Genomic DNA, 24,897 nt, shown 5'->3' on the forward strand with positions numbered 1-24,897 from the left:
GAAACACTCTGTGAGTTCCAGCTCGCCACGTCAGGACATTCCGAATTCGTCATCGATGAGTTTGAAGATGTCGTCGGCGGTGGCCGATTCGATCTCGCTGCTGTCGTCCAGGTCGTCGTCGTCCACCGCTGTCACGGCGCCGGGTACCTGGCCGGTACCGCCGGTGGACCACTTCGCCACCATCCCCTGGAGCCGCGCCATGACCTGGGCGTGCGTCTTGCTGTCGGACGCGAGCGCCGACAGGGTGGATTCCAGTTGGTCGAGTTCTCCGAAGACGTGCTCGGTCGCGGGCTCGTCGGCGGGGACGACCTCCTCGCGCAGGAACCGTGCGAGCGACGCCGGGGTCGGGTAGTCGAACACCAGGGTCGCCGGCAGCCGCGTTCCGGTGATCGCGTTGAGCCGGTTGCGCAGCTCGACGGCCGACAGGGAGTCGAAGCCCAGGTCCTTGAAGGCGTGTCCGGGTTCGATCGCCTGCCCCGACGCGTAACCGAGGACGACGGCCACCTGGTCGCACACCAGGTCCACCAGGACGCGCTCGCGTTCCGTCTCGGACTTCCCGGCCAGGTGCTGCTTGAGCGCGGCGGCCGGATCGACCGTGCTGCTCGTGGCCGCCGACTCCGCGGTCCGGCGCGCGGGTGCGCGCACCAGTCCGCGCAGGAGCGCGGGTACCGGCTCGCCCACCGACGACATGTCCATCGTCATGGGCACCAGGACGGCACCGTCGAGATCGCGGGTCGCGTCGAACAGCGCGAGGCCGGCCTCGGGGGTGAGGGCGACCATGCCGGTCCTGGTCATCCGGGTGACGTCGGCGTCGGCCAGTTCGGTGGTCATGCCGCCGTCCTGCGTCCACGGCCCCCATACGAGGGAGGCCGCCGCGAGGCCCGCGGCCCTGCGGTGCTGGGCGAGGGCGTCCATGAAGGCGTTGCCCGCCGCGTAGTTGGCCTGGCCCGCGCCGCCGAAGGTTCCGGAGACGGAGGAGAACAGGATGAACGCGGAGAGGTCGAGGTCGCGCGTCAGCTCGTGCAGGAGCAGCGCCGCGTCCACCTTCGGACGCAACACCTTGTCCACCCGCTCCGGCGTCAACGACTCCACCACACCGTCATCCAGCACACCCGCCGCGTGCACCACAGCCGACAACGGGTACTCAGACCCGATCCCAGCCAACACACCCTCCACCGCGGCACGATCAGCCACATCACACGCCACCACCCGCGCCTGGGCACCAAGCCCAGCCAACTCCGCCACCAACTCCGCCGCACCCGGCGCGTCCACACCACGACGACTCGTCAACACCAAAGAACGCACACCGTGCTCCACCACCAGATGACGAGCCAACAACGCACCCAGACCACCCGTACCACCGGTGATCAACACCGTCCCCCGGCCGTCCAGCGCCCTCGGCATCGTCAGCGCCACCTTGCCGGTGTGGCGTGCCTGGCTGAGGAAGCGGAACGCGTCGGGTGCCCTGCGGACGTCCCAGGTGCGCACCGGCAGCGGTCGCAGTACCCCTTGCTCGAAGAGCGAGATCAGGTCGTTCCACATCTCGTTGATGCGGTCGGGGCCCGCCTCGATCAGGTCGAACGCCTGGTAGGAGACGCCGGGGTACTCGGCGGCCACCTCTTCCGGGATCCGGATGTCGGTCTTGCCCATCTCCAGGAACCGGCCGCCGCTCGGCAGCAGCCGCAGGCCCGCGTCCACGAACTCCCGCGCCAGCGAGTCGAGCACCACGTCCACGCCGCGCCCGTCGGTGGCTTCGAGGAAGCGCTTCTCGAAGTCCAGCGTCCGGGACGAGGCGATGTGCTCGTCGTCCAGACCCAGCGACCGCAGGGTGTCCCACTTGCCCTCGCTCGCGGTACCGAAGACCTCGGCGCCGAGGTGGCGTGCCAGCTGGAGCGTGGCCATGCCCACGCCGCCCGCGGCGGAGTGCACGAGCACCGTCTCGCCCGCCTTCAGGCCGGCCAGGTCCACCATGGCGTAGTAGGCCGTCAGGAACACGATCGGGGTGGAGGCCGCCTGCTCGAACGTCCAGCTCTCCGGGACCCGGGCGACGACGCGCCGGTCGGTGATGGCGAACGGGCCGAACGACCCGCTGAAGATGCCCATCACCTTGTCACCGGGGACGAGGTCGTGCACCGCGGAGCCGACCTCGGTCACCACGCCGGCACCCTCGCCGCCGAGCGGCCCGGCCTCCCCGGGGTACATGCCCAGGGCGTTGAGCACGTCGCGGAAGTTCAGGCCCGCGGCGCGCACCGCCACCCTGATCTCGGTCGCGCCGAGTTCCTCCGCGGCGTCCGGGCTGGGCAGTAGCGCAAGGTTCTCCAGGGTCCCCTTGGCGTGCATGTCCAGCCGCCAGTCCCGCACCCCGGCGGGCGGCAGCAGCGCGGTACCCGAGGAGATCCGGGCCATGCGCTGGCCGAGCACCGTGCCCTCGCGGACCACGGCCTGCGGCTCGTCGGTGGCGAGCACGGCGGGCAGTGCCGCCCTGGACGCCTCGTCCTCGTCGAGGTCGACCAGGACGAAGCAGTTCGGGTTCTCCGACTGCGCGGACCGCACCATGCCCCACAGCGGGGCGTGGATCAGGTCCGGGGTCTCGTCGCGGTCCTCGGGTGCCATGGCGCCCGAGGTCACGAAGACCAGCCGGGAGGAGTCGAACCGGCGGTCGCCGAGCCAGCCCTGGATCATGCCGAGCGTGTGGTGCGTCACCGCGTGGATGGCGTCCACGGGCTCCAGGCCCCGCTTGGCCTTGCCCCTGCCCTTCGCCTTGCTCTTGGCCCTGCCCTGCGCCGCCTCGTCGTCGAGGCCCGGCGCGTAGGAGACCAGAACGGCCTCCGGGGTGGCGGCACCCTCGTCGATCGCGGCGCCCAGGGCGTCGAGGTCGGCGTAGGCGGTCACCTGGGCTCCGGCGATCGCGCCGGCGGCCAGCCCGTAGTGGTCGGTGCCCACCACGGCCCAGGTGACCGTGGCCGCGTCCGCCGGGGAGACGGCCGGCACGGGGGTCCAGTCCAGCGTGAACAGCGAGTCGCGGAACGCCGACGTCCTGGCCGTGTCGATGTGGTCCACGGACACCGGGCGCAGCACCAGGGACTCGATCGACGCCACGGGGCGGCCTGTTCCGTCGGCCACCGCGAGGGAGATGGAGTCCGGCCCCAGTTGGGTGAGGCGCACCCGCAGCGTGGACGCGCCACCGGCGTGGAGCGACACCCCGCTCCAGGAGAACGGGAGCCGGGAGAGCCCGACGTCCTCCAGGGCGACGAAGGTCACCGCCTGCACGGCGGCGTCCAGCAGCGCCGGGTGGAGGCCGAAGTCGGCCGCCAGTGACGCGTGCTCCTCGCCGAGGCTGACCTCGACGTAGACGTCGTCGCCGGCGCGCCAGGCGGCCCGCAGGCCCTGGAACACCGGGCCGTAGGCGAAGCCGGAGGCGGCAAAGCGCTCGTAGAAGTCGCTGATGTCCAGCGCTTCCGCGTTCGCCGGGGGCCATACGCCCAGGTCGAACGTCGGCTCGGGGCCGGCAGGGGCCAGCGCGCCGGCCGCGTGCCGCGTCCACGGCTCGCCCGGGGAGGCATCGGCCGGACGGGAGTAGAGGCCGATCGAGCGGTGGCCCGTCTCGTCCGCGTCATCCACCCACAGCTGCACCTGGACCTGTTCGTTCTCGGGCAGGACCATCGGGGTGGCCAGGGTGACCTCCTCGACCCGGCCGCAGCCGACCTGGTCGGCCGCGCGGATGGCCAGTTCGAGGAATCCGGTCCCCGGGAACAGGGCCGCGCCCGCGATCGCGTGGTCGGCCAGCCAGGGCTGGCTCTGCACCGACAGCCTGCTGGTGAACAGGAACCCGTCGCTGCCCGCGAGCTCGACCCCGGCGCCCAGCAGCGGGTGGTTGGGGGAGCTGAGTCCGACGGAGGCGACGTCCCCGGTCATGGGGCCGCCGGCCTTCGGCCAGTAGCGCTGCCGCTGGAACGCGTAGGTGGGCAGCTCCACCCGCCGGACGTCGTGTCCGGCGAACGCCGTGGACCAGTTCACGGTGGTGCCGTGGACGTGGAGTTCAGCCAGCGCCGTGGTCAGCGACTGGGTCTCGGGGCGGTTCTTGCGCAGTACGGGGACGAGGACGCGCGCGCCCCCGGCCTCGTCGGCCGGCAGGCAGTCCTGCGCCATCGCGGTGAGCACACCGTCGGGGCCCACCTCCAGGAACGAGGTCACCCCGAGCTTCTCCAGGGCCCGTACCCCGTCGGCGAACCGTACGGCCTCGCGCACGTGGCGCACCCAGTACTCCGGCTGGCACACCTGTTCCGCGCCCGCCGACGCTCCCGTGAGGTTGGAGACCAGGGAGATCGACGGTGCCTGGAAGGTCAGCCCCTCGACGACCTCGCGGAAGTCGTCCAGCATCGCGTCCATACGCGGCGAGTGGAAGGCGTGGCTGACGCGCAGCCGGCGGGTCTTGCGGCCCTGTTCGGCCCAGTCCTCGGCGATCTCCAGGACGGCGGCCTCGTCGCCCGCGATCACCACGGCCGTCGGACCGTTGACGGCCGCGACGCTCACCTCGGCCTCACGACCGGCAAGCGATCCGGAGATCTCCTCCTCGGACGCCTGGACGGCCACCATCGCGCCGCCTTCCGGCAGCGCCTGCATCAAGCGACCGCGCGCCGCGATCAGCGCGCACGCGTCCTCCAGCGAGAACACCCCCGCCACATGCGCGGCGGTGACCTCGCCCACCGAGTGGCCGATGAGCACGTCCGGGGTGATCCCCCAGTGCTCCAGGAGCCGGTAGAGCGCCACCTCGACGGCGAACAGCGCGGGCTGCGTGTACTCCGTACGGTCCAGCAACCCCGCATCGGCGCTGTCCTCCGCCGCGAACACCACCTCTCGTAGCGGACGGTCGAGGACGACGTCCAGATGCGCGCACACCTCATCCAACGCGCGGGCGAACACCGGGTACGCGTCGTACAACTCCCGACCCATGCCGAGGCGTTGCGCACCCTGGCCCGAGAACAGGAACGCCGTCTTCCCGGCCGTGCCCACCGATCCCTGGACGACCCCGGGGGCCGTGGCGCCCGAGGCGATGGCGTCGAGACCGCTCAGCAGCGCGTCCCGGTCGCCGTTCAGCAGGACGGCGCGGTGGTCGAAGACGGACCGGGAGACCGCGAGCGAGTAGCCCACGTCTGCCAGGTCGAGTTCGGGGTGGTCCGCCAGGTGGTCGCGCAGGCCGCGCGCCTGCGCGCGCAGCGCCGCGGCACCCTTGCCGCTGATCGTCCAGGGGAGCGTGCGCGAACCGGCCGGGAGGCCGTCCGTGCCGGCCCGCGACACCGCCTCCGGCTCCTCGGGTTCCGGGGCCTGCTCGATGATGGTGTGGGCGTTGGTACCGCTGATGCCGAACGAGGAGATGCCCGCCCGCCGCGGCTCGCCGTCCTCCGGCCACGTGGTCGGCGCGGTCAGCAGCCGGACCTCACCGGCCGTCCAGTCCACGTGTGGTGTGGGCTCGTCCACGTGCAGGGTCCTGGGCAGCACGCCCTCGCGCATGGCCATCACCATCTTGATGACCCCCGCGACACCGGCCGCGGCCTGCGTGTGACCGATGTTGGACTTGATCGAGCCCAGCCACAGCGGCTGGTCCTCGGGCCGTCCCTGGCCGTAGGTGGCCAACAGCGCCTGCGCCTCGATCGGGTCACCCAGCCGGGTGCCGGTGCCGTGTGCCTCGACCGCGTGCACCTGGTGGGCGGCGAGGTCGGCGCTGGCCAGCGCCTGCCGGATCACCCGCTGCTGCGACGGCCCGTTGGGCGCCGTCAGACCGTTGCTGGCGCCGTCCTGGTTGACGGCGGAGCCGCGCACGATCGCCATGACCGGGTGGCCGTTGCGCCGTGCGTCCGACAGCCGCTCAAGCAGCAGCACGCCGACACCCTCGCCCCAGCCCGTGCCGTCGGCCGAGGCCGCGAACGCCTTGCAGCGCCCGTCCGACGACAGCCCCTTCTGGCGGCTGAAGTCCACGAACGAGCCCGGGGTGGACATGATCGTGACACCGCCGGCCAGCGCCATGGAGCACTCCCCCTGGCGCAGCGACTGCACGGCCATGTGCAGCGCCACCAGGGACGAGGAGCACGCCGTGTCCACCGTGACGGCCGGCCCTTCGAGGCCGAAGGTGTAGGAGACGCGGCCCGACACGACGCTGCCCGCGTTGCCGGTTCCGAGGTAGCCGTCGGGGCCGCCCGGGGCGGTCAGCAGCAGGCCGATGTAGTCCTGGCCGTTGCTTCCCGCGAAGACGCCGGTCCGGCTCCCCTTGAGCGACGTCGGGTCGATGCCCGCCCGCTCGAACGCCTCCCAGGACGTCTCGAGCAGCAGCCGCTGCTGCGGGTCGATGGTCAGCGCCTCGCGGGGGGCGATCCCGAAGAACGCCGGGTCGAACTCGTCGGCGTCGTACACGAAACCGCCGCCGCTGGCGTAGCTGGTGCCCGTGTTCTCCGGGTCCGGGTCGTACAGGTCGTCCAGGTCCCAGCCGCGGTTGGTCGGGTACGCGCTGATCACGTCGCTGCCCTCGGAGACCAGTCGCCACAGGTCCTCCGGGGTGCGCACCCCGCCGGGGAAGCGGCAGCTCATCGACACGATCGCGATCGGGTCGTCGGCCACGACCGTGCCCGTCACCACCGGCGACTCGTCGACCGGCGCGGGCACGGTGCCCAGCACCTCGCCGAGGATGAACCGGGCCAGCGCCGTGGGCGTCGGGTAGTCGAAGGCCATGGTGATCGGAAGGTTCACACCGGCCGCCGCGCTGAGCCCGTTGCGCAGCTCCACGGCGGTCAGCGAGTCGAACCCGATGTCCCTGAAGGCACGCTCCGGCTCCACCGCGTCGGCGTTCGGGTAACCGATCACCTCGGCGGCGTGGCTCCGGACGAGGTCGAGGACCTCCGCCTCGCGCTCGGCGGCCGACAACCCTTCGAGGCGTACGGCCAGCCCGGTGAGGGCCGCGCCCAGCTCGGCCTCCGCCTCCTCGAGGGCCCGCCGCACCTCCGGCAGCTCGTTGAGCAGCGGACGCGGCCGGGCCGAGGCGAACCCGGGGGCGTAACGCTCCCAGTCCACGTCGGCGACGGTGATGTCCACCTCGTCGTGGTCGAGCGCCTGCTGAAGGGCCTCGACGGCCAGTTCGGGCACCAGCGGCGGCATACCGCGCCGCTTGAGCTGGGCCGCGGTGGCGTCGTCGACCAGACCGCCGCCGCCCCAGGCACCCCACGCCACCGAGGTCGCGGCCAGCCCCTGGGCCCGGCGCTGCTGCGCCAGGGCGTCGAGGAAGGCGTTCGCGGCGGCGTAGCTGCCCTGACCGGCACCACCGACGGTGCCGGCGTAGGAGGAGAAGAGGATGAACGCGGACAGGTCCAGGTCCCGGGTCAGCTCGTGGAGGTTCACCGCGGCGTCCACCTTGGGCCGGAAGACCCCCTGCGTCCTGGGGACGGTGAGGGTGTCGACGAGGCCGTCGTCCAGCACACCGGCCGCGTGCACCACCCCGGTCAGCGGGTACTCCGCGGGCAGCCCGTCCAGGAGCTCCCGCAGCGCGTCACGGTCGGCGGCGTCACAGGCGGCGACGGTGACCCGCGCGCCCAGGGCGGTCAGCTCGTCCCGCAGCTCGGCCGCGCCGGGGGCGTCCGGGCCACGGCGGCTGGTGAGCACCAGGTGCTCGGCGCCGCCACGGGCCAGCCAGCGGGCCAGCCGGCCACCGAGAGCACCCGTACCACCGGTGATCAGAACACTGCCGCGCGGCTGCCAGGCGCGGGCCGGCCGGGCGTCACCCAAGGGCGCCCGGACCAGCCTCCGCGCGAAGACCCCGGAGGCGCGCACCGCCACCTGGTCCTCGTCACCGGACTGTCCGATCAGGCCGACCAGACGGTCAAGGGCCCGCTCGTCGAGCGCGTCCGGCGACTCGGGCAGGTCGACGAGACCGCCCCAGCGCTGTGCGTACTCCAGGCCGACCACCCGGCCCAGACCCCACACCAGGGACTGCTTGACGCTGCCGACCCGGTCGGAGCGGCCCACGGACACGGCACCGGTGGTGGCGAGCCACAACGGCACGTCGATGTCGATGTCGGCGAGCGCCTGGACCAGGGCCACCGTGCCGGCGAAACCGCGCGGAACGCCCGGGTGTCCGGCGAGCGCCTCCTCGTCGAGCGCGAGCAGGGAGAGCACTCCGTCAATCGCGAGCGTCCCCTCCTGCTCGGAGCCGTCCGTGGCGGACGTGCCGGGGGCCGCGGCCCGCAGGAGTCCGGTCAGCGAGGACCGCTCCGGCTCCGTCGCGTCCAGGTCGACCCGCACCACGCGGGCACCGTGGCGCTCCACCTCCCGCGCGACGCGCTCCGCCAGTTCGCGGGCGGCGTCGACCGGCGGGACGACGATCATCCAGGTGCCGGTGATCGGGGCGCCCTGCCCCTGCCCGGAACCGGACAACGGCTGGTCGATGAGGGGCTTCCAGTTGATCCGGTAGCGCCAGTTGTCGACCGTGGAGCGGTCACGCCTGCCTCGCCGGTACGAGGACAGGGCGGGCAGCACCGCGCTCAGCGGGGCCTCCCCGTCCAGCTCCAACGTCTGCGCGAGCCCTTCGAGGTCCTCGCGCTCGACGGCCTCCCAGAACCGGGCGTCCACCGAGTCGGCCTCGGAGACGGGGCCGCTGCCGAACCCGCCGTCCTCGCCCGGCTGCGGCCAGTACCGCTGGCGCTGGAAGGCGTACGTCGGCAGGTCGACCTGCCGGCCACCGTGTCCGGCGAACACCTTCCGCCAGTCGACGTCGGCACCGTTGACATGCAGCTCGGCGACCGAGGTCAGGAACCGCTCCGGGCCGCCCTCGTCGCGGCGCAGTGTGCCGACGACCACGGCCTGGGCGTCAGCGGCCTCCACCGTCTGCTGAACGGGAAGCGTCAACACCGGATGCGGACTCACCTCGACGAACACACCATGCCCGGCGCCCAGCAGAGTACGAGTCGTGGCCTCCAGCTCGACGGTCTGGCGCAGGTTCCGGTACCAGTACTCCGCGTCCAGAGCGGCGGTGTCCACCAACTCACCGGAGACCGTCGAGTAGAACGGCACCTGCGAGGTACGGGGCTTCAGGTCCGCCAGAACCTTCAGCAACTCCTCACGGATCGACTCCACATGGGCCGAGTGCGAGGCGTAGTCCACCGGAACCCGACGGACCCGCACCTCCTCGCCCTCAAGCTGGGCGACCATCTCGTCCAGCGCACCGGGATCACCCGAGACGACGACCGAGCCGGGACCGTTGACCGCGGCGACCGATATCGCACCGTCCCAGGCGGTGATGCGCTCCTTGACCTGGTCGACCGGCAACCCGACCGACACCATGCCGCCACGACCCGCCAGACCGGCGGCGATCGCCTGCGACCGCAACGTCACGACCTTGGCCGCGTCCTCCAGTGACAACGCACCCGCCACACAGGCCGCCGCGATCTCACCCTGGCTGTGACCCATCACCGCATCCGGCTCCACACCCACCGAACGCCACAGCTTGGCCAGCGACACCATCACCGCGAACAACACCGGCTGCACCACATCCACCCGGTCGAAACCAGGAGCACCCTCAACACCACGCAGCACACCCGTCAACGACCAGTCCACATGAGCCGACAACGCCGCCTCACACTCGGCCACCGCCTCCGCGAACACCGGCGAGGAGTCCAACAACCCCACCGCCATACCCACCCACTGCGCCCCCTGACCCGGGAACACGAACACCGAACGGCCAGGTGCCTCGATGGCGTTCGCGCGGACCACACCCGGCGTCCTCGCGCCCTCGGCCATCGCCTCCAGGCGCTCGATGAGCTGCTCGCGGCCGGTCCCGGTCACCGCGCCCCGGTACTGGAACGCGGACCTGGTCGTCGCCAGGGAGAGTGCCACGTCGGCGGCGCTCAGCTCGGGGCGCTCGGTCACGAACTCCCGCAGCCTGTCGGCCTGGTCCCGCAGCGCGTCACCGCTCTTGCCGGAGACGACCCACGCCACCGGGCCGTCGACGGTGCCGGTCCCGACGGGCTCGGTCTCCTCGACCGTCTCGGCCTCGGGGGCCTGCTCCAGGATGGTGTGCACGTTCGTGCCGCTCATGCCGAACGCCGACACACCCGCGCGACGCGGATGCCCCGTCTCCGGCCACGGCCTGGCCTCGGCCAGCAGCTCGACGTCGCCTGCCGTCCAGTCCACCATCGGCGACGGCTCGTCGATGTGCAGCGACTTCGGCAGTACGCCGTGCCGCATCGCCATCACCATCTTGATGACGCCACCGACGCCGGCGGCGGCCTGCGAGTGTCCGATGTTGGACTTGATGGCGCCCAGCCACAGCGGCTGGCCCTCGGGGCGCTCCTGGCCGTAGGTGGCCAGCAGCGCCTGCGCCTCGATCGGGTCACCCAGCGACGTACCCGTACCGTGCGCCTCGACGGCGTCGATCTCGGCGGCCGACAGGCGGGCGTTGGCCAGCGCCTGCCGGATGACCCGCTGCTGCGAGGGGCCGTTGGGTGCCGTGAGGCCGTTGCTCGCGCCGTCCTGGTTCACCGCGCTGCCCCGCACCACGGCGAGGACGGGGTGTCCGTTGCGGCGGGCGTCCGAGAGTCGTTCGAGGACCAGCATGCCGACGCCCTCGGCCCAGCTCGCGCCGTCCGCGGCGGCCGAGAACGGCTTGCTGCGGCCGTCGGAGGCGAGCGCGCGCTGGCGGCTGAACTCGATCAGCGACATCGGTGTGGACATCACCGTGACACCACCGGCGAGTGCCAGGTCGCACTCGCCCTGGCGCAGCGCCTGCCACGCGAGGTGCAGGGCGACCAGCGACGACGAACACGCCGTGTCCACCGTCACCGCGGGCCCTTCCAGGCCCAGGGTGTAGGAGATGCGGCCGGAGAGCACGCTGGGCGAGACGCCGGTGCCGATGTAACCCTCGACGTTGTCCTGGGACCCGGCGAGGACGCCGCCGTAGTCCTGGTAGGTCACGCCCGCGTAGACACCGGTCTGGCTGCCCTTCGCGGAGACCGGGTCGATGCCGGCCCGCTCCAGCGCCTCCCACGAGGTCTCGAGGAGCAGCCGGTGCTGCGGGTCCATCGAGAGCGCCTCACGCGGCGAGATCCCGAAGAACGCCGGGTCGAACTGGCTGGCGCCGTGCAGGAAGCCGCCTTCCCGCGTGTAGCACTTGCCCGGCTCGTCCGGGTCCGGGTCGTAGAGGTTCTCCACGTCCCAGCCACGATCGGTCGGGAAGGGGGAGATGCCGTCCCGGCCTTCGGCGACCAGGTTCCACAGGTCCTCCGGGGTGGCCACCTCTCCGGGGTAGCGGCAGCTCATTCCCACGATCACGATCGGATCGTCGCTGCCCGCCACCGCGACCGGCACCGGTCGCACCGCGCCGGTCTCCGCGCCCAGAACCTCGGCACGGGCGAACTTGGCGAGTTCGGCGGGGGTCGGGTAGTCGAACACGGCCGTCGCCGGTAGCCGCAGACCGATGGCCTTGCTCACCCGGTTGCGGAACTCGACGGCGGTCAGCGAGCTGAAGCCGAGGTCCTTGAACGCCTGCGAGCCCTGGACGGCGCCGGCCGAGGCGTGTCCGAGTACCGCCGCGACGTGCGTACGGATCACTTCGAGCAGCATCCGGTCCTGCTCGGGCTCGGAGAGCCCGGCCAACCGCTCCCGCAGCGCGGCGAGCGGACCCGATTCCGTTCCGGCCCGCTTGGCGGAGCGCCGTGCGGTCCTGCGGCGGCGCGACGGCCTGGCGGAGGAGGTCTCCTCCGCCAGGATCTCGGCGACCGGCTCGGGCGAGGCGACGGGCTCGATCGAGGTGACCGGCTCGGGCGAGGTGGCCGGCTCGGGCGAGGTGGCCGGCTCGGGCAGGGTCCCGGCCGCGTCGACCGCCTGGGTGGTCTCCGGCTCCTCCGCCGCGACCTGACGCAGGGTCAGCGCGTCGGCGGCGAGCACGATGTCACCGGCTCCATCGACCGCGGTCAGGGAGAGGGTCTCCGGACCCGTACGGGCGAGCCTGACGCGCAGCGCGGAGGCGCCGGCCGCGTACAGCGATATCCCGGCGAGGCTGAACAGGACGCGTCCGCGCCCCACACCGTCCAGCACGCCGAGGCCGAGCGGTTGCAGCGCCGCGTCCAGAAGGGCCGGGTGCAACCCGAACCGCTCGGCGTCCGCGACGGACTCCTCAGCGAGGCTGACCTCGGCGAACACCTCGTCGCCGCGCTGCCACACCGCGCGCAGGCCGCGGAAGGTGGGGCCGTAGACGAGGCCGTCGCCGGCGAGCGACTCGTACAGGCCGTCCACCTCGACGCGCTCGGCGCCGGGCGGGGGCCATGCGGCGAAGCCCGCCGCCGCCCCGGCGGCCGTGGCGTCATCCTGCTCCGGCGCGAGCACACCACTGGCGTGGCAGATCCACTCGCCCGCGTCCTGGTCCGCGTCCTCACCGACCCGGGAGTACACCTCCAGCGAACGGGTGCCGGTCTCGTCCTCCTCACCGAGTACGAGCTGGATCTGGACGCCGCCCCCTCGGGGGACGGCCAGCGGCGCCTGGACGACGAGTTCCTCCACGTGGCCGAGGCCGACCTCGTCACCGGCGCGAACGGCCAGTTCGACGAGGGCCGTGGTCGCCAGGACCGCCTCGCCGCGCAGGACGTGGTCCGCCAGCCAGGGCTGGGTGTGCAGCGAGAGAGTTCCGGTGAACAACAGGCCGTCGGCGCCCGCGAGGGGGACGGCTCCGCCGAGCAGCGGGTGGTCGGCGGGGTCGAGGCCGAAGGCCGAGGCGTCACCCGCCGAGGTTCCGGCCTCCAGCCAGTAACGCTGGTGCTGGAACGCGTAGGTGGGAAGGTCCACGCGGCGGGCGCCGCGTCCCGCGAAGAAGGCACGCCAGTCGACGGTCTCGCCGTGCACGTGGATCTCGGCGAGGGCCGCGACGAGCGCCTGTGTCTCGGAACGGTCCTTGCGCAGCACCGGCACCAGCAGGGGCGCCGGTGTGTCCTCGGCCGCGATGTCGTCGGCCGGTTGGGTCAGGCAGTCCTGGGCCATGGCCGACAGCACGCCGTCGGGGCCGACCTCGACGTACGCGGTGACGCCCTGTGCTTCGAGGGCCCGCACCCCGTCGCGGAAGCGGACGGTCTCCCGCACGTGGCGCACCCAGTACTCCGGCGAGCACACCTCGTCGGCGCCGGCCTGCTCACCCGTGACGTTCGAGATGAACGCGACGGACGGGCTGTTGTAGGCGAGCGTCCGCGCGACCGCGCGGAAGTCGTCCAGCATCGCGTCCATGCGGGGCGAGTGGAAGGCGTGGCTGACGCGCAGCCGGCGGGTCTTACGACCTCGCTCCGACCACTGGCCCGCGATCTCCAGTACGGCGGCCTCGTCGCCCGCGATGACCACGGCCGTCGGACCGTTGACCGCCGCGACGCTCACCTCGGCCTCACGGCCAGCGAGCGACCCGACGATCTCCTTCTCGGACGCCTCGATGGCGACCATCGCCCCACCGTCCGGCAGGGCCTGCATCAGCCGGCCACGCGCGGCGACCAGCGTGCACGCGTCCTCCAGGGAGAACACCCCCGCCACATGCGCGGCGGCAATCTCGCCGACGGAGTGGCCGATGAGCACGTCCGGGGTGACGCCCCAGTGCTCAAGGAGCCGGAACAACGCCACCTCGACCGCGAACAGCGCGGGCTGCGTGAACGCGGTCCGATCCAGCAGTTCTGCGTCGACGCTGTCCTCCGCCGCGAACACCACGTCCTTCAGCGGACGGTCAAGCACGACGTCCAGGTGCGCACACACCTCATCCAAGGCGCGAGCGAACACCGGATACGTCTCGTACAACTCCCGGCCCATACCGAGGCGTTGTGCACCCTGGCCCGTGAACAGGAACGCGGTCTTGCCGCCCCCTGCGGCCTGCCCCTGAACGAGGCCGGGGGCGTCGTCGCCCGCGGCGAGGGTCTCCAGACCACGCAGCAACGTCTCGCGTTCGGTGCCCAGCAGCACCGCCCGGTGCTCGAACACCGATCGCGTGGCGACCAGCGATTCGGCGATGTCCAGAACGCTGTGCTCGGCCCCGTCGATCAGGTGGGTCCGCAGCCGCTCGGCCTGGGCGCGCAGGGCTTCCGGGCTCCGGGCGGAGAGCGCCCAGGGGGCCAGGCCGTGGTCGTCGGCGGGGGCCGGGACGGCCTGTGCCTCGTCCTCGACCGGCGGGGCCTGCTCGATGATGGTGTGGGCGTTGGTGCCGCTCACGCCGAAGGCGGAGACACCGGCCCGGCGCGGATTCCCGGTCTCGGGCCACTGGGTGGCCTCGGTCAGCAGTCGCACCTCACCCGCCGACCAGTCCACCTGGCTCGACGGCTCATCCACGTGAAGGGTCTGCGGCAGCACGCCATGCCGCATCGCCATCACCATCTTGATGACCCCGGCGACACCGGCGGCCGCCTGCGTGTGGCCGAGGTTCGACTTGAGCGAACCCAGCCACAGCGGCAGGTTCTCCGGGCGCTCCTGGCCGTACGTGGCCAACAGCGCCTGCGCCTCGATCGGGTCGCCCAGCGTCGTACCGGTGCCGTGCGCCTCCACCACCTGGACGTCGGCGGCCGAGACCCCGGCGTTGGCGAGGGCCTGGCGGATCACCCGTTGCTGTGACGGGCCGTTCGGCGCGGTCAGACCGTTGCTGGCGCCGTCCTGGTTGACGGCCGAGCCGCGCACGATCGCCAGCACCTGGTGCCCGTTGCGTCGGGCGTCGGACAGCCGCTCCACGAGCAGCATGCCCACACCCTCGGACCAACCCGTGCCGTCCGCCACGTCCGCGAACGGCTTGCAGCGACCGTCGGGGGCCAAGCCGCGCTGGCGGCTGAACTCGACGAAGGCGGCCGGGTTGGTCATCACGGTGACACCACCGGCGAGCGCCATGTCGCACTCACCCTGGCGCAGCGCCTGCGCGGCCTGGTGCAGAGCCACCAGCGACGACGAGCACGCCGTGTCCACCGTCAACGCCGGCCCCTCAAGACCAAGCGTGTAGGAGATACGACCGGAGACGACCGAGGTGGCGCTGCCGGTCAGCAACTGCCCTTCGAGCCCCTCGGGGATCTCGTGCAGTCCCGTGCCGTAGCCGGAGGTCGCGGCGCCGACGTAGACGCCGATCTGGTGGCCGCGCACGGACGCCGGGTCGATGCCGGCGCGCTCGAACGCCTCCCAGGACGTCTCAAGCAGCAGCCGCTGCTGCGGGTCCATGGCAAGGGCCTCACGCGGCGATATCCCGAAGAAGGCCGCATCGAACTCGCCCGCCCCGTCGAGGAACCCGCCCTCGCGGGCGTAGAACGTGCCCAGGCGCTCAGGGTCGGGGTCGTACATCCCGTCGACATCCCAGCCCCGGTCGGAGGGGAAGTCCGTGATGGCGTCCGTACCGGCCGCGACGAGGTTCCACAGATCCTCGGGGCTTCCGACGCCACCCGGGAAACGGCAGCTCATCCCGACGATCGCGATCGGGTCATCGTCAACCGGGGCCGTCACCGCCGAAGGCAGCGCCACCGCGTCCCGCGTACCCAACACCTCGGCACGCAGATGGGCGGCCAACACCACAGAACTCGGGAAGTCGAAGACCAACGTGGCCGGCAACACCAACCCCGTCTCCGCGTTCAACCGGTTACGGAACTCCACCGCGGTCAGCGAGTCAAAACCCAGCTCCTTGAACGCCCGACCCGGCTCAACCACCTCCGCACCCGCGAAACCAAGAACCGCGGCGGCCTGACCACGCACCAGATCCAACAGAGCCCGATCGACCTCCGCCTCGGTCAGACCCGCCAGACGCGCCCGCAGTGCCGAGCCGCCCTCGGCGTGGCTCTCCTCTGCGGCACGGGCCTGCTCCAGGGCCGACACGACCTCGGGCAGGTCACCGAGGAGAGGACTGGTCCGCCCCATCGTGAACGCGGGCGCGAACCGCTCCCAGTCCACATCGACGACCGTCAGCACACCCTCATCACCCGCGACCGCCCCACGCAACGCCGCGAGAGCCAGATCGGGCGCCATCGCGAACAAGCCACGGCGGGCCAACTGGTCGCCACTGTCACCGGCCGCCATGCCACCTTCCGCCCACGGCCCCCACGCCACAGCCGTACCAGCAAGACCCCGACCCCGACGGTCCTCCACCAACGCGTCCAGGTAGGCATTGGCCGCACCATAAGCAGCCTGACCACCACTACCCCACACACCCGCGATCGAGGAGAACACCACGAACGCGTCCAACTCACGATCGCCCAGCAGCGCGTCCAGATTGACGGCGCCGGCCACCTTGCCGGAGATCACGGCGGCGGCGTCGGCCACCGTCGTCTCGGCCAGCGGCCCCGCCGCGTTGGCACCCGCGGCATGCACCACCGCCGTCAGCGGGTACTCCTCGGGCACGGCATCCAGCACCGCGGCCAACTGCTCGCGGTCGGCCACGTCACAGGCCGCCACGGTCACCCGGGCGCCCAGGGCCTCAAGCTCCTCACGCAGCTCGGGCGCACCCGGCGCCTCAAGACCACGACGACTGGTCAACACCAGGTGCTCGGCGCCGCTATTCACCAGCCAGTGGGCCACCCGGCCACCCAGCGCACCCGTACCACCGGTCACCAGTACCGTGCCACGCGCCCGCCACGGCGCCGCCTCAGCAACAGGCGCCGCCGACCGAGCCAGACGACGCACGAACACACCAGAACCACGCACCGCGACCTGGTCCTCGCCGCCCTCACCGGACAGCACACCCACCAGCCGCGCGACCGCACGCTCGTCCAGTACCTCGGGCAGGTCGACCAGACCGCCCCACAGCTCCGGCAGCTCCAGCGCGGCCGCCCGGCCCAGCGCCCACACCATCGCCTGCGTCGGACGGCTGAGCCGCTCGGATCGGCCCACCGAGACCGCGCCCCGCGTACCGCACCACAGCGAGACCTCGATGCCCGTGTCCGCCATGGCCCGCACCAGGGTCAGCGTCAGGGCGAGACCGCTGGGCAGCTCGGGGTGCCCGGAGCACGGCTCCTCGTCCAGGGCGAGCAGCGACAACACGCCACCCACAGCGGGCGCGTCGGCGACCGCCGCGCGCAGCCGCTCCCCCAGCGCCCCGGCGTCGAGATCGCGCTCGTCCGCCACCAGCGGCACCACGTCGGCGCCGTGGCGCCGGAGCCCGGCGACGGCCTCCGTCACCAACTCGTCCTCGGCACGCGACGCCGGAACCACCACCAGCCACGTCCCGGCGAGCGACCCACCTGCCACGTCCGATACGGGCTTCCAGGCCACGCGGTAGCGCCAGTTGTCGATCGTGGACCGGTCACGCCGGTTGCGGTGGTACGTGGACAGCGCGGGCAGCACCGCGCTCAGCGGCGTCTCGCCGTCGACGTCGAGCGCCCCGGCGAGCGCTTCGAGATCCTCGCGCTCGACCGCTTCCCAGAACCGCGCGTCCACCGAGTCGGCGGCGCCCTGTGCGCCCAGGCCGTTCAGGGAGAGGGACACCTCGGGCCAGTACCGCTCACGCTGGAAGGCGTACGTCGGCAGCTCGACCATGCGCGCACCGCGCCCGGCGAAGACGGACTCCCAGTCCACCGAGTCGCCGTGGACGTGGAGTTCGGCCAGCGCCGTCGTCAGCGCCTGGGCCTCGGGGCGGTCCTTGCGCAGGACCGGCACCACGGCCGAGGCCGCTGCCTCGTCCGGCGTCAGGCAGTCCCGCGCCATCGCGGACAGCACCCCGTCGGGGCCGACCTCCAGGAACCTGGTGACGCCCTGGGTGCTGAGCGCCCGCACGCCGTCCGCGAACCGCACCGCCTCCCGGACATGGCGCACCCAGTACTCCGGCGAGCCCACCTCGTCGGCGCCCGCCGTCTCGCCCGTCAGGTTCGAGACCAGGGCGATGGCCGGCGCCTGGAAGGACAGACCGGTGACCACGTCACGGAAGTCGTCCAGCATCGCGTCCATACGCGGCGAGTGGAAGGCGTGGCTGACCCGCAGACGGCTGGTCTTGCGGCCCCGCTCCGACCACTGGCCGGCGATCTCCAGTACGGCGGCCTCGTCGCCCGCGATCACCACGGCCGTCGGGCCGTTGACCGCCGCGACGCTCACCTCGGCCTCACGACCGGCCAGCGACGCCGCGATCTCCTCCTCGGACGCCTGGACGGCCACCATCGCGCCGCCCTCCGGCAGCGCCTGCATCAACCGACCACGCGCCGCGATCAGCGTGCACGCGTCCTCAAGCGAGAACACCCCCGCCACATGCGCGGCAGCGATCTCACCCACCGAGTGGCCGATCACCACATCCGGGGTGATCCCCCAGTGCTCAAGGAGCCGGAACAACGCCACCTCGACCGCGAACAGTGCGGGCTGCGTGAATTCCGTACGGTCCAGCAACCCGGCATCGGCGCTGCCCTCCGCCGCGAACACCACGTCCTTCAGAGGACGGTCAAGCACGACGTCCAGGTGCGCGCACACCTCGTCCAAGGCACGGGCGAACACCGGGAAGGCGTCGTACAACTCCCGTCCCATGCCCAGGCGTTGCGCGCCTTGGCCCGAGAACAGGAACGCCGTCCTGCCACCCGTCGCGGCCTGCCCCTGGACGACTCCGGAGGCGATGCCGCCCTCCGCGACGGCCCGCAGGCCGCGCAGCAGGGTCTCCCGGTCCCCGCCGACCAGCACGGCACGGTGCTCGAAGACCGACCTGCCCGCCAGCGTGTGGCCGACGTCCAGCGCGCTGACGTCCTCGTGGGCCGCCACGTCCTCGTACAGCCGCTCAGCCTGCGCCCGCAGCGCCTCCCGGCTCTTCCCGGAGACCAGCCACGGCACCACGTCCGTCGACACCCGGGTCTCGGGTCCGGCCGCTTCCGAGGGCACGGCCTCTTCCAGCTCGGGGGCCTGCTCGATGATGGTGTGGGCGTTGGTCCCGCTGAGCCCGAACGAGGAGATGCCCGCCCGACGCGGGCGGCCGGTCTCGGGCCACGCGGCGGCCTCCGTCAGCAGCCGCACCTCACCCGCCGACCAGTCCACCTGGCTCGACGGCTCGTCCACGTGCAGCGTCTTCGGCAGTACGCCGTGCCGCATCGCCAGCACCATCTTGATGACACCGGCCACGCCCGCGGCGGCCTGGGTGTGCCCGATGTTGGACTTGATGGCACCCAGCATCAGCGGGCGGCCGTCCGGGCGTTCCTGGCCGTAGGTGGCCAGCAGCGCCTGCGCCTCGATCGGGTCACCCAGCGTGGTACCCGTGCCGTGCGCCTCGACCGCGTCCACCTCGGCGGGCGACAGTCCGGCACTGGCCAGCGCCTGGCGGATCACCCGCTGCTGCGACGGGCCGTTGGGCGCCGTGAGGCCGTTGCTCGCGCCGTCCTGGTTGATGGCGCTGCCACGGACCACAGCCAGCACGGGGTGGCCGTTCCTGCGCGCGTCCGACAGCCGCTCCACGAGCAGCATGCCGACACCCTCGGACCAGCCCGTACCGTCCGCGCCCTCCGCGAACGGCTTGCAGCGGCCGTCGGGGGCCAGGCCGCGCTGGCGGCTGAACTCCACGAAGGCGCCGGGGGTCGACATGACCGACACGCCACCGGCGAGGGCGAGGTCGCACTCGCCCTGGCGCAGCGCCTGCACCGCGAGGTGGAGCGCGACCAGCGACGACGAACACGCCGTGTCCACCGTCACCGCGGGCCCCTCAAGGCCGAAGGTGTAGGAGATGCGCCCGGACACCACGCTGGCCGCGCTGCCCGTACCCACGTGGCCACCGAAGTCCTCGACGGCGTCGAGCATGATCGTGGAGTAGTCCTGGCCGTTGGTGCCGACGAACACACCGGTACGGCTGCCACGGAGCGCGGCCGGTTTGACGCCCCCGTACTCGAACGCCTCCCAGGACGTCTCAAGGAGCAGCCGCTGCTGCGGGTCCATGGCCAGCGCCTCGCGCGGCGAGATCCCAAAGAAGGTGGGGTCGAACTGGGGCGCGCCGTAGAGGAAGCCGCCCTCGCGGGCGTAGAACGTGCCCGGGTGCTCGGGGTCCGGGTGGTACATGCCCTCGACGTCCCAGCCCCGGTCGCCGGGGAACGCGGAGATGCCGTCGCCGCCGTCGGCCAGGAGTCGCCACAGGTCCCGCGGGTTCTCCACGCCTCCGGGGAAGCGGCAGCTCATCGCCACGATCGCGATGGGGTCGTCGTCATCGGGCCGCACGCGGTGCGAGACCGCCGAGGTGGCAGCCTCGACATGGGCTCCGCCCAGTTCCCGCCGTAGGTGGTCGGCGAGCACTTCGGCGGTCGGGTAGTCGAAGATCAGGGTGGCGGGCAGGCTCAGGCCGGTGGCCAGGTCGAGTCGGTTACGCAGCTCGATGGCCGTGAGGGAGTCGAACCCGAGGTCCCGGAAGGCGCGGCCCGGCTCGACGGAGTCCGCCGAGAAGTGGCCGAGTGCCGAGGCCGCGTGGGTGCGGATGAGGTCCAGCAGGAGGAGGCGCTGTTCCTCGTCCGACTGTCCGGCCAGTTGTCCGCGCAGGTCGTGGCCCGGTCCGGCCCGGCCGACGGTCCCGGCCGTGGCGGTCAGCAGCTCGCGCGCCTCGGGGATGTCGCTGACGAGGGCGCTGGGGCCGGCGCTCAGCATGGAGGCCATGCCGGTCCAGTCGATGTCGGCCACGACCAGCGCGGCCTCGTCGTGGCCGGCGGCCCAGCCCAGCGCGTCCAGGGCCAGCGAGGGGGTCATGGGCGGCAGCGGCCCGCCGCGTGCCCGCTCCCCGGCCCGGCCGCTCGCGGCCATCCCGCTCTCGGCCCACGGGCCCCAGGCGACCGAGGTGGCGGCCAGGCCCTGGGCCCGGCGGTGCTGTGCCAGCGCGTCGAGGTAGGCGTTGGCCGCCGCGTAGGCGGCCTGGCCGGCGCCGCCGACGACGCCGGCGAACGAGGAGAACAGCACGAACGCGTCGAGCGGCAGCTTTGCGGTCAGCTCGTGCAGGTGGCGCGCGCCCTCGGCCTTCGCGGCCAGGGTCCCGGCGAGTTGGCCGACGGTCAGGCCGTCGAGCACACCGTCGTCCAGGATGCCCGCCGCGTGCACGACGGCGGTCAGCGGATGCCGCTCCGGTACGGCGGCCAGCACCTCGGCCAGGGCGTCCCGGTCGGCGGCGTCACAGGCCACCACGGTCACCTCGGCGCCGAGCGCCTCAAGTTCGGCGGTGAGCTCGGAAACGCCGTCGGCCGACGGGCCTCGACGGCTCGTCAGCACCAGGTGCTCCGCGCCCTCGCGGGCGGCCCAGCGCGCCACCTGGGCGCCCAGGGCGCCGGTACCACCGGTGATCAGCACCGAGCCCCGGGGGCGCCACACGCGCTCCGCCGACCCGTTGCCGACCGTGACGCGGGTCAGGCGCCGGGCGTACGCTCCGGAGCCGCGCACCGCCACCTGGTCCTCGCCGTCTCCGGCGGACAGTACCCAGGCCAGTCGCGCGGCGGCGCGCTCGTCCACGGTCTCGGGCAGGTCGACCAGACCGCCCCAGAGCCGGGGGTGTTCCAGGGCGGCCACCCGGCCCAGACCCCAGATCTCCGCCTGAACGGCGCTGGTGAGCTGGTCGGAACGGCCCACCGACACGGCGCCCCGGGTGGCGCACCACAGCCGGGCGCGGATGTCCGCCTCGGCCAGGGCGCGCACCAGCGCCAAGGTCAGCGCGAGGCCGCGCGAGACCACCGGGTGCTCGGTGCAGGGCCGCTCGTCCACCCCCAGCAGGGACAGCACACCGCCGAGCCCGGACGGCTCGGTGGCGATGTCACGCAGTCGACCGGCCAGCGCGCCGGGGGCGAGATCAGCCTCGTCCGCCACCAGGCGAACGACATCGGCGCCGTGCCGCTGGAGTGCGGCGGACACCGAGTCCGCGAACGCGTCGGCGACACCGGACGCGGGAACGACCACGACCCAGGTACCCGACAGTGTGGCCGTGGTCTCCGAGACCGGCTTCCACGAGATCCGGTAGCGCCAGCCGTCGACCGTGGCCCGGTCGCGCCGCTGGCGGCGGTACGAGGACAGCGCGGGCAGCAACTCGCCCAGCGATCCGCTCCCCTCGATGTCCAGCGCCTCCGCCAGCGCCTCCAGGTCCTCACGCTCCACCGCGTCCCAGAACCGCGCGTCCACCGAGTCCACGGCGGCGGAGGCACCCGAGGCTCCGCCCGTGCCCTCCAGCCAGTAGCGCTGCCGCTGGAAGGCGTACGTCGGCAGCTCCACCGTCCGCGCACCGCGCCCGGCGAAGACCTGCTCCCAGCCGACCGTCACGCCGTGGACATGGGCCTCGGTCAGCGCCGCCGTCAGCGCCTGGACCTCCGGGCGGCCCTTGCGCAGGGCCGGCACCACGGCCGGGGCCGCCTCGCCCGCCAGGCAGTCCCGCGCCATCGCCGAGAGCACGCCGTCGGGGCCCACCTCGATGTACGCGGTGACGCCCTGGGCCTGGAGCGAGCGAACGCCGTCGGCGAAACGCACGGCCGCGCGCACGTGCCGCACCCAGTAGTCGGGGGAACGGACATCGTCGGCCCCGACCGGCTCTCCGGTGACGTTGGAGACCAGGGCCAGGGTGGGAGCCTGGAAGGTCAGGCCCCGCGCGACGCGGCGGAAGTCGTCCAGCATCGCGTCCATGCGCGGCGAGTGGAAGGCATGGCTGACCCGCAGGCGGTTGGTCTTGCGGCCCTGCTCCGACCACTGCCCGGCGATCTCCAGGACGGCGGCCTCGTCACCCGCGATCACCACGGCCGTCGGACCGTTGACCGCCGCGACGCTCACCTCGGCCTCACGACCGGCCAGCGACCCGACGACCTCTTCCTCGGACGCCTCGATGGCGACCATGGCGCCGCCTGCGGGCAGCGCCTGCATGAGTCGTCCACGGGCCGCGACCAGCGTGCACGCGTCCTCAACGGAGAACACCCCGGCCACGTACGCGGCAGCGATCTCGCCGACGGAGTGGCCCATCACCACGTCCGGGGTGACGCCCCAGTGCTCAAGGAGCCGGTAGAGCGCCACCTCGACCGCGAACAGCGCGGGTTGCGTGAACGCCGTCTGATCCAGGAGTTCGGCGTCCGCGCTGCCCTCCGCCGCGAACACCACATCCTTCAGCGGACGGTCAAGGACGACGTCCAGATGCGCACACACCTCCTCCAAGGCACGGGCGAACACCGGGTACGTCTCGTACAACTCCCGGCCCATACCCAGGCGTTGCGCACCCTGACCCGAGAACAGGAACGCCGTCTTGACGGCCGCCCCGGCCACGCCCTGAACCAGCCCCGGGGCGGATTCGCCGGACGCGACCGCATCGAGACCGGCGAGGAGTTCCGTACGACTCGCGCCCGACACCACCGCACGGTGCTCGAACATCGACCGCGTCGCCACCAACGAATGACCGACATCCGCCGCATTCCACTCGGCCCGCTCCAACAGGAACGCCCTGAGCCGCGCCGCCTGCCCCCGCAACGCGTCCGCACCACGAGCCGACAGCAACCACGTGACCACACCACTGTCGACCTCGGAAGCCGGACCCTCCCCGGCCTCGTCCTCAACCTCATCGACCGCCGGAGCCTGCTCGATGATGGTGTGGGCGTTGGTGCCACTCACACCGAAGGCGGACACACCGGCCCGACGCGGACGGCCGGTCTCAGGCCACTCCGTGGCCTCGGTCAGCAGCCGCACCTCGCCAGCCGACCAGTCCACCTGCCGCGACGGCTCATCCACATGCAGCGACTGCGGCAGCACACCATGCCGCATCGCCATCACCATCTTGATGACACCCGCCACACCCGCGGCCGCCTGCGTGTGACCCAGGTTCGACTTCAGCGAACCCAGCAACAGCGGACGACCCTCCGGGCGCTCCTGACCGTAGGTGGCCAACAGCGCCTGCGCCTCGATCGGGTCACCCAGGGACGTACCCGTGCCGTGGCCCTCCACCGCGTCCACGTCGGCGGCCGTCAGGCGGGCGCTGGCCAGCGCGTCCCGGATGACCCGCTGCTGGGACGGGCCGTTGGGAGCCGTCAGGCCGTTGGACGCGCCGTCCTGGTTGACGGCCGAGCCGCGCACGACCGCGAGCACCGGGTGGCCGTTCTTGCGCGCGTCCGACAGCCGCTCCACCAGCAGCATGCCGACACCCTCGGACCAACCCGTGCCGTCCGCCGCGTCCGCGTACGGCTTGCAGCGGCCGTCGGGGGCCAGGCCACGCTGCCGGCTGAACTCCACGAAGGCGCCCGGTGTGGACATCACCGTGGCACCACCGGCAAGGGCGAGGTCACACTCGCCCTGGCGCAGCGCCTGCACGGCCAGGTGCAGGGCGACCAGCGACGACGAACACGCCGTGTCCACCGTCACCGCCGGCCCCTCAAGACCGAGCGTGTACGAGATACGGCCCGACACGACCGAAGTCGCCGTACCGGTCAGCAGGTGGCCCTCGATCTCCTCGGGGAAACCGACGACGTCCGCCCCGTAGCCCGAGGTGGCGGCTCCCACGAACACACCGCCACGCCGGCCCTTCACCGACCCGGGAGCGATGCCCGCCCGCTCGAAGACCTCCCACGAAGTTTCCAGCAGCAGCCGCTGCTGCGGGTCCATGGCGAGGGCCTCACGCGGCGAGATCCCGAAGAAGCCCGCGTCGAACTCGTCCGCGTCGTGGAGGAAGCCACCCTCACGGGAGTAGAACGTCCCCGAACTCTCGGGGTCCGGGTCGTACATCCCCTCCACGTCCCACCCACGATTGGACGGGAAGTCGGAGATGGCGTCACCACCACCGGCCACCAGTTGCCACAAATCCTCGGGGCTCCCCACACCGCCCGGGAAACGGCAGCTCATCGCCACGATCGCGATGGGTTCCTGCTCTCCTGCCTCCAGCTCGCGCAGGCGTTGGCGCGCTTGGTGCAGATCAGCCGTTACCCGCTTGAGGTAGTCCCGAAGCCTATCTTCGTTCACCATGAAACCCTTGCCTGTTACGAGTCAAAGAAGACT

At 72.4% G+C, this 24,897-nt stretch carries 1 protein-coding gene; it reads right to left on the bottom strand.

Annotation, left to right across the window (positions count from 1 at the left end; translation table 11 throughout):
- Positions 1–30: 30 nt before the first annotated feature.
- Positions 31–24,864, bottom strand: a complete 24,834-nt coding sequence (locus OYE22_RS05465) for a type I polyketide synthase (protein WP_277319350.1) — start codon at positions 24,862–24,864, stop codon at positions 31–33.
- Positions 24,865–24,897: the final 33 nt, after the last annotated feature.

The organism is Streptomyces sp. 71268 (assembly GCF_029392895.1).
Classification (GTDB): domain Bacteria; phylum Actinomycetota; class Actinomycetes; order Streptomycetales; family Streptomycetaceae; genus Streptomyces.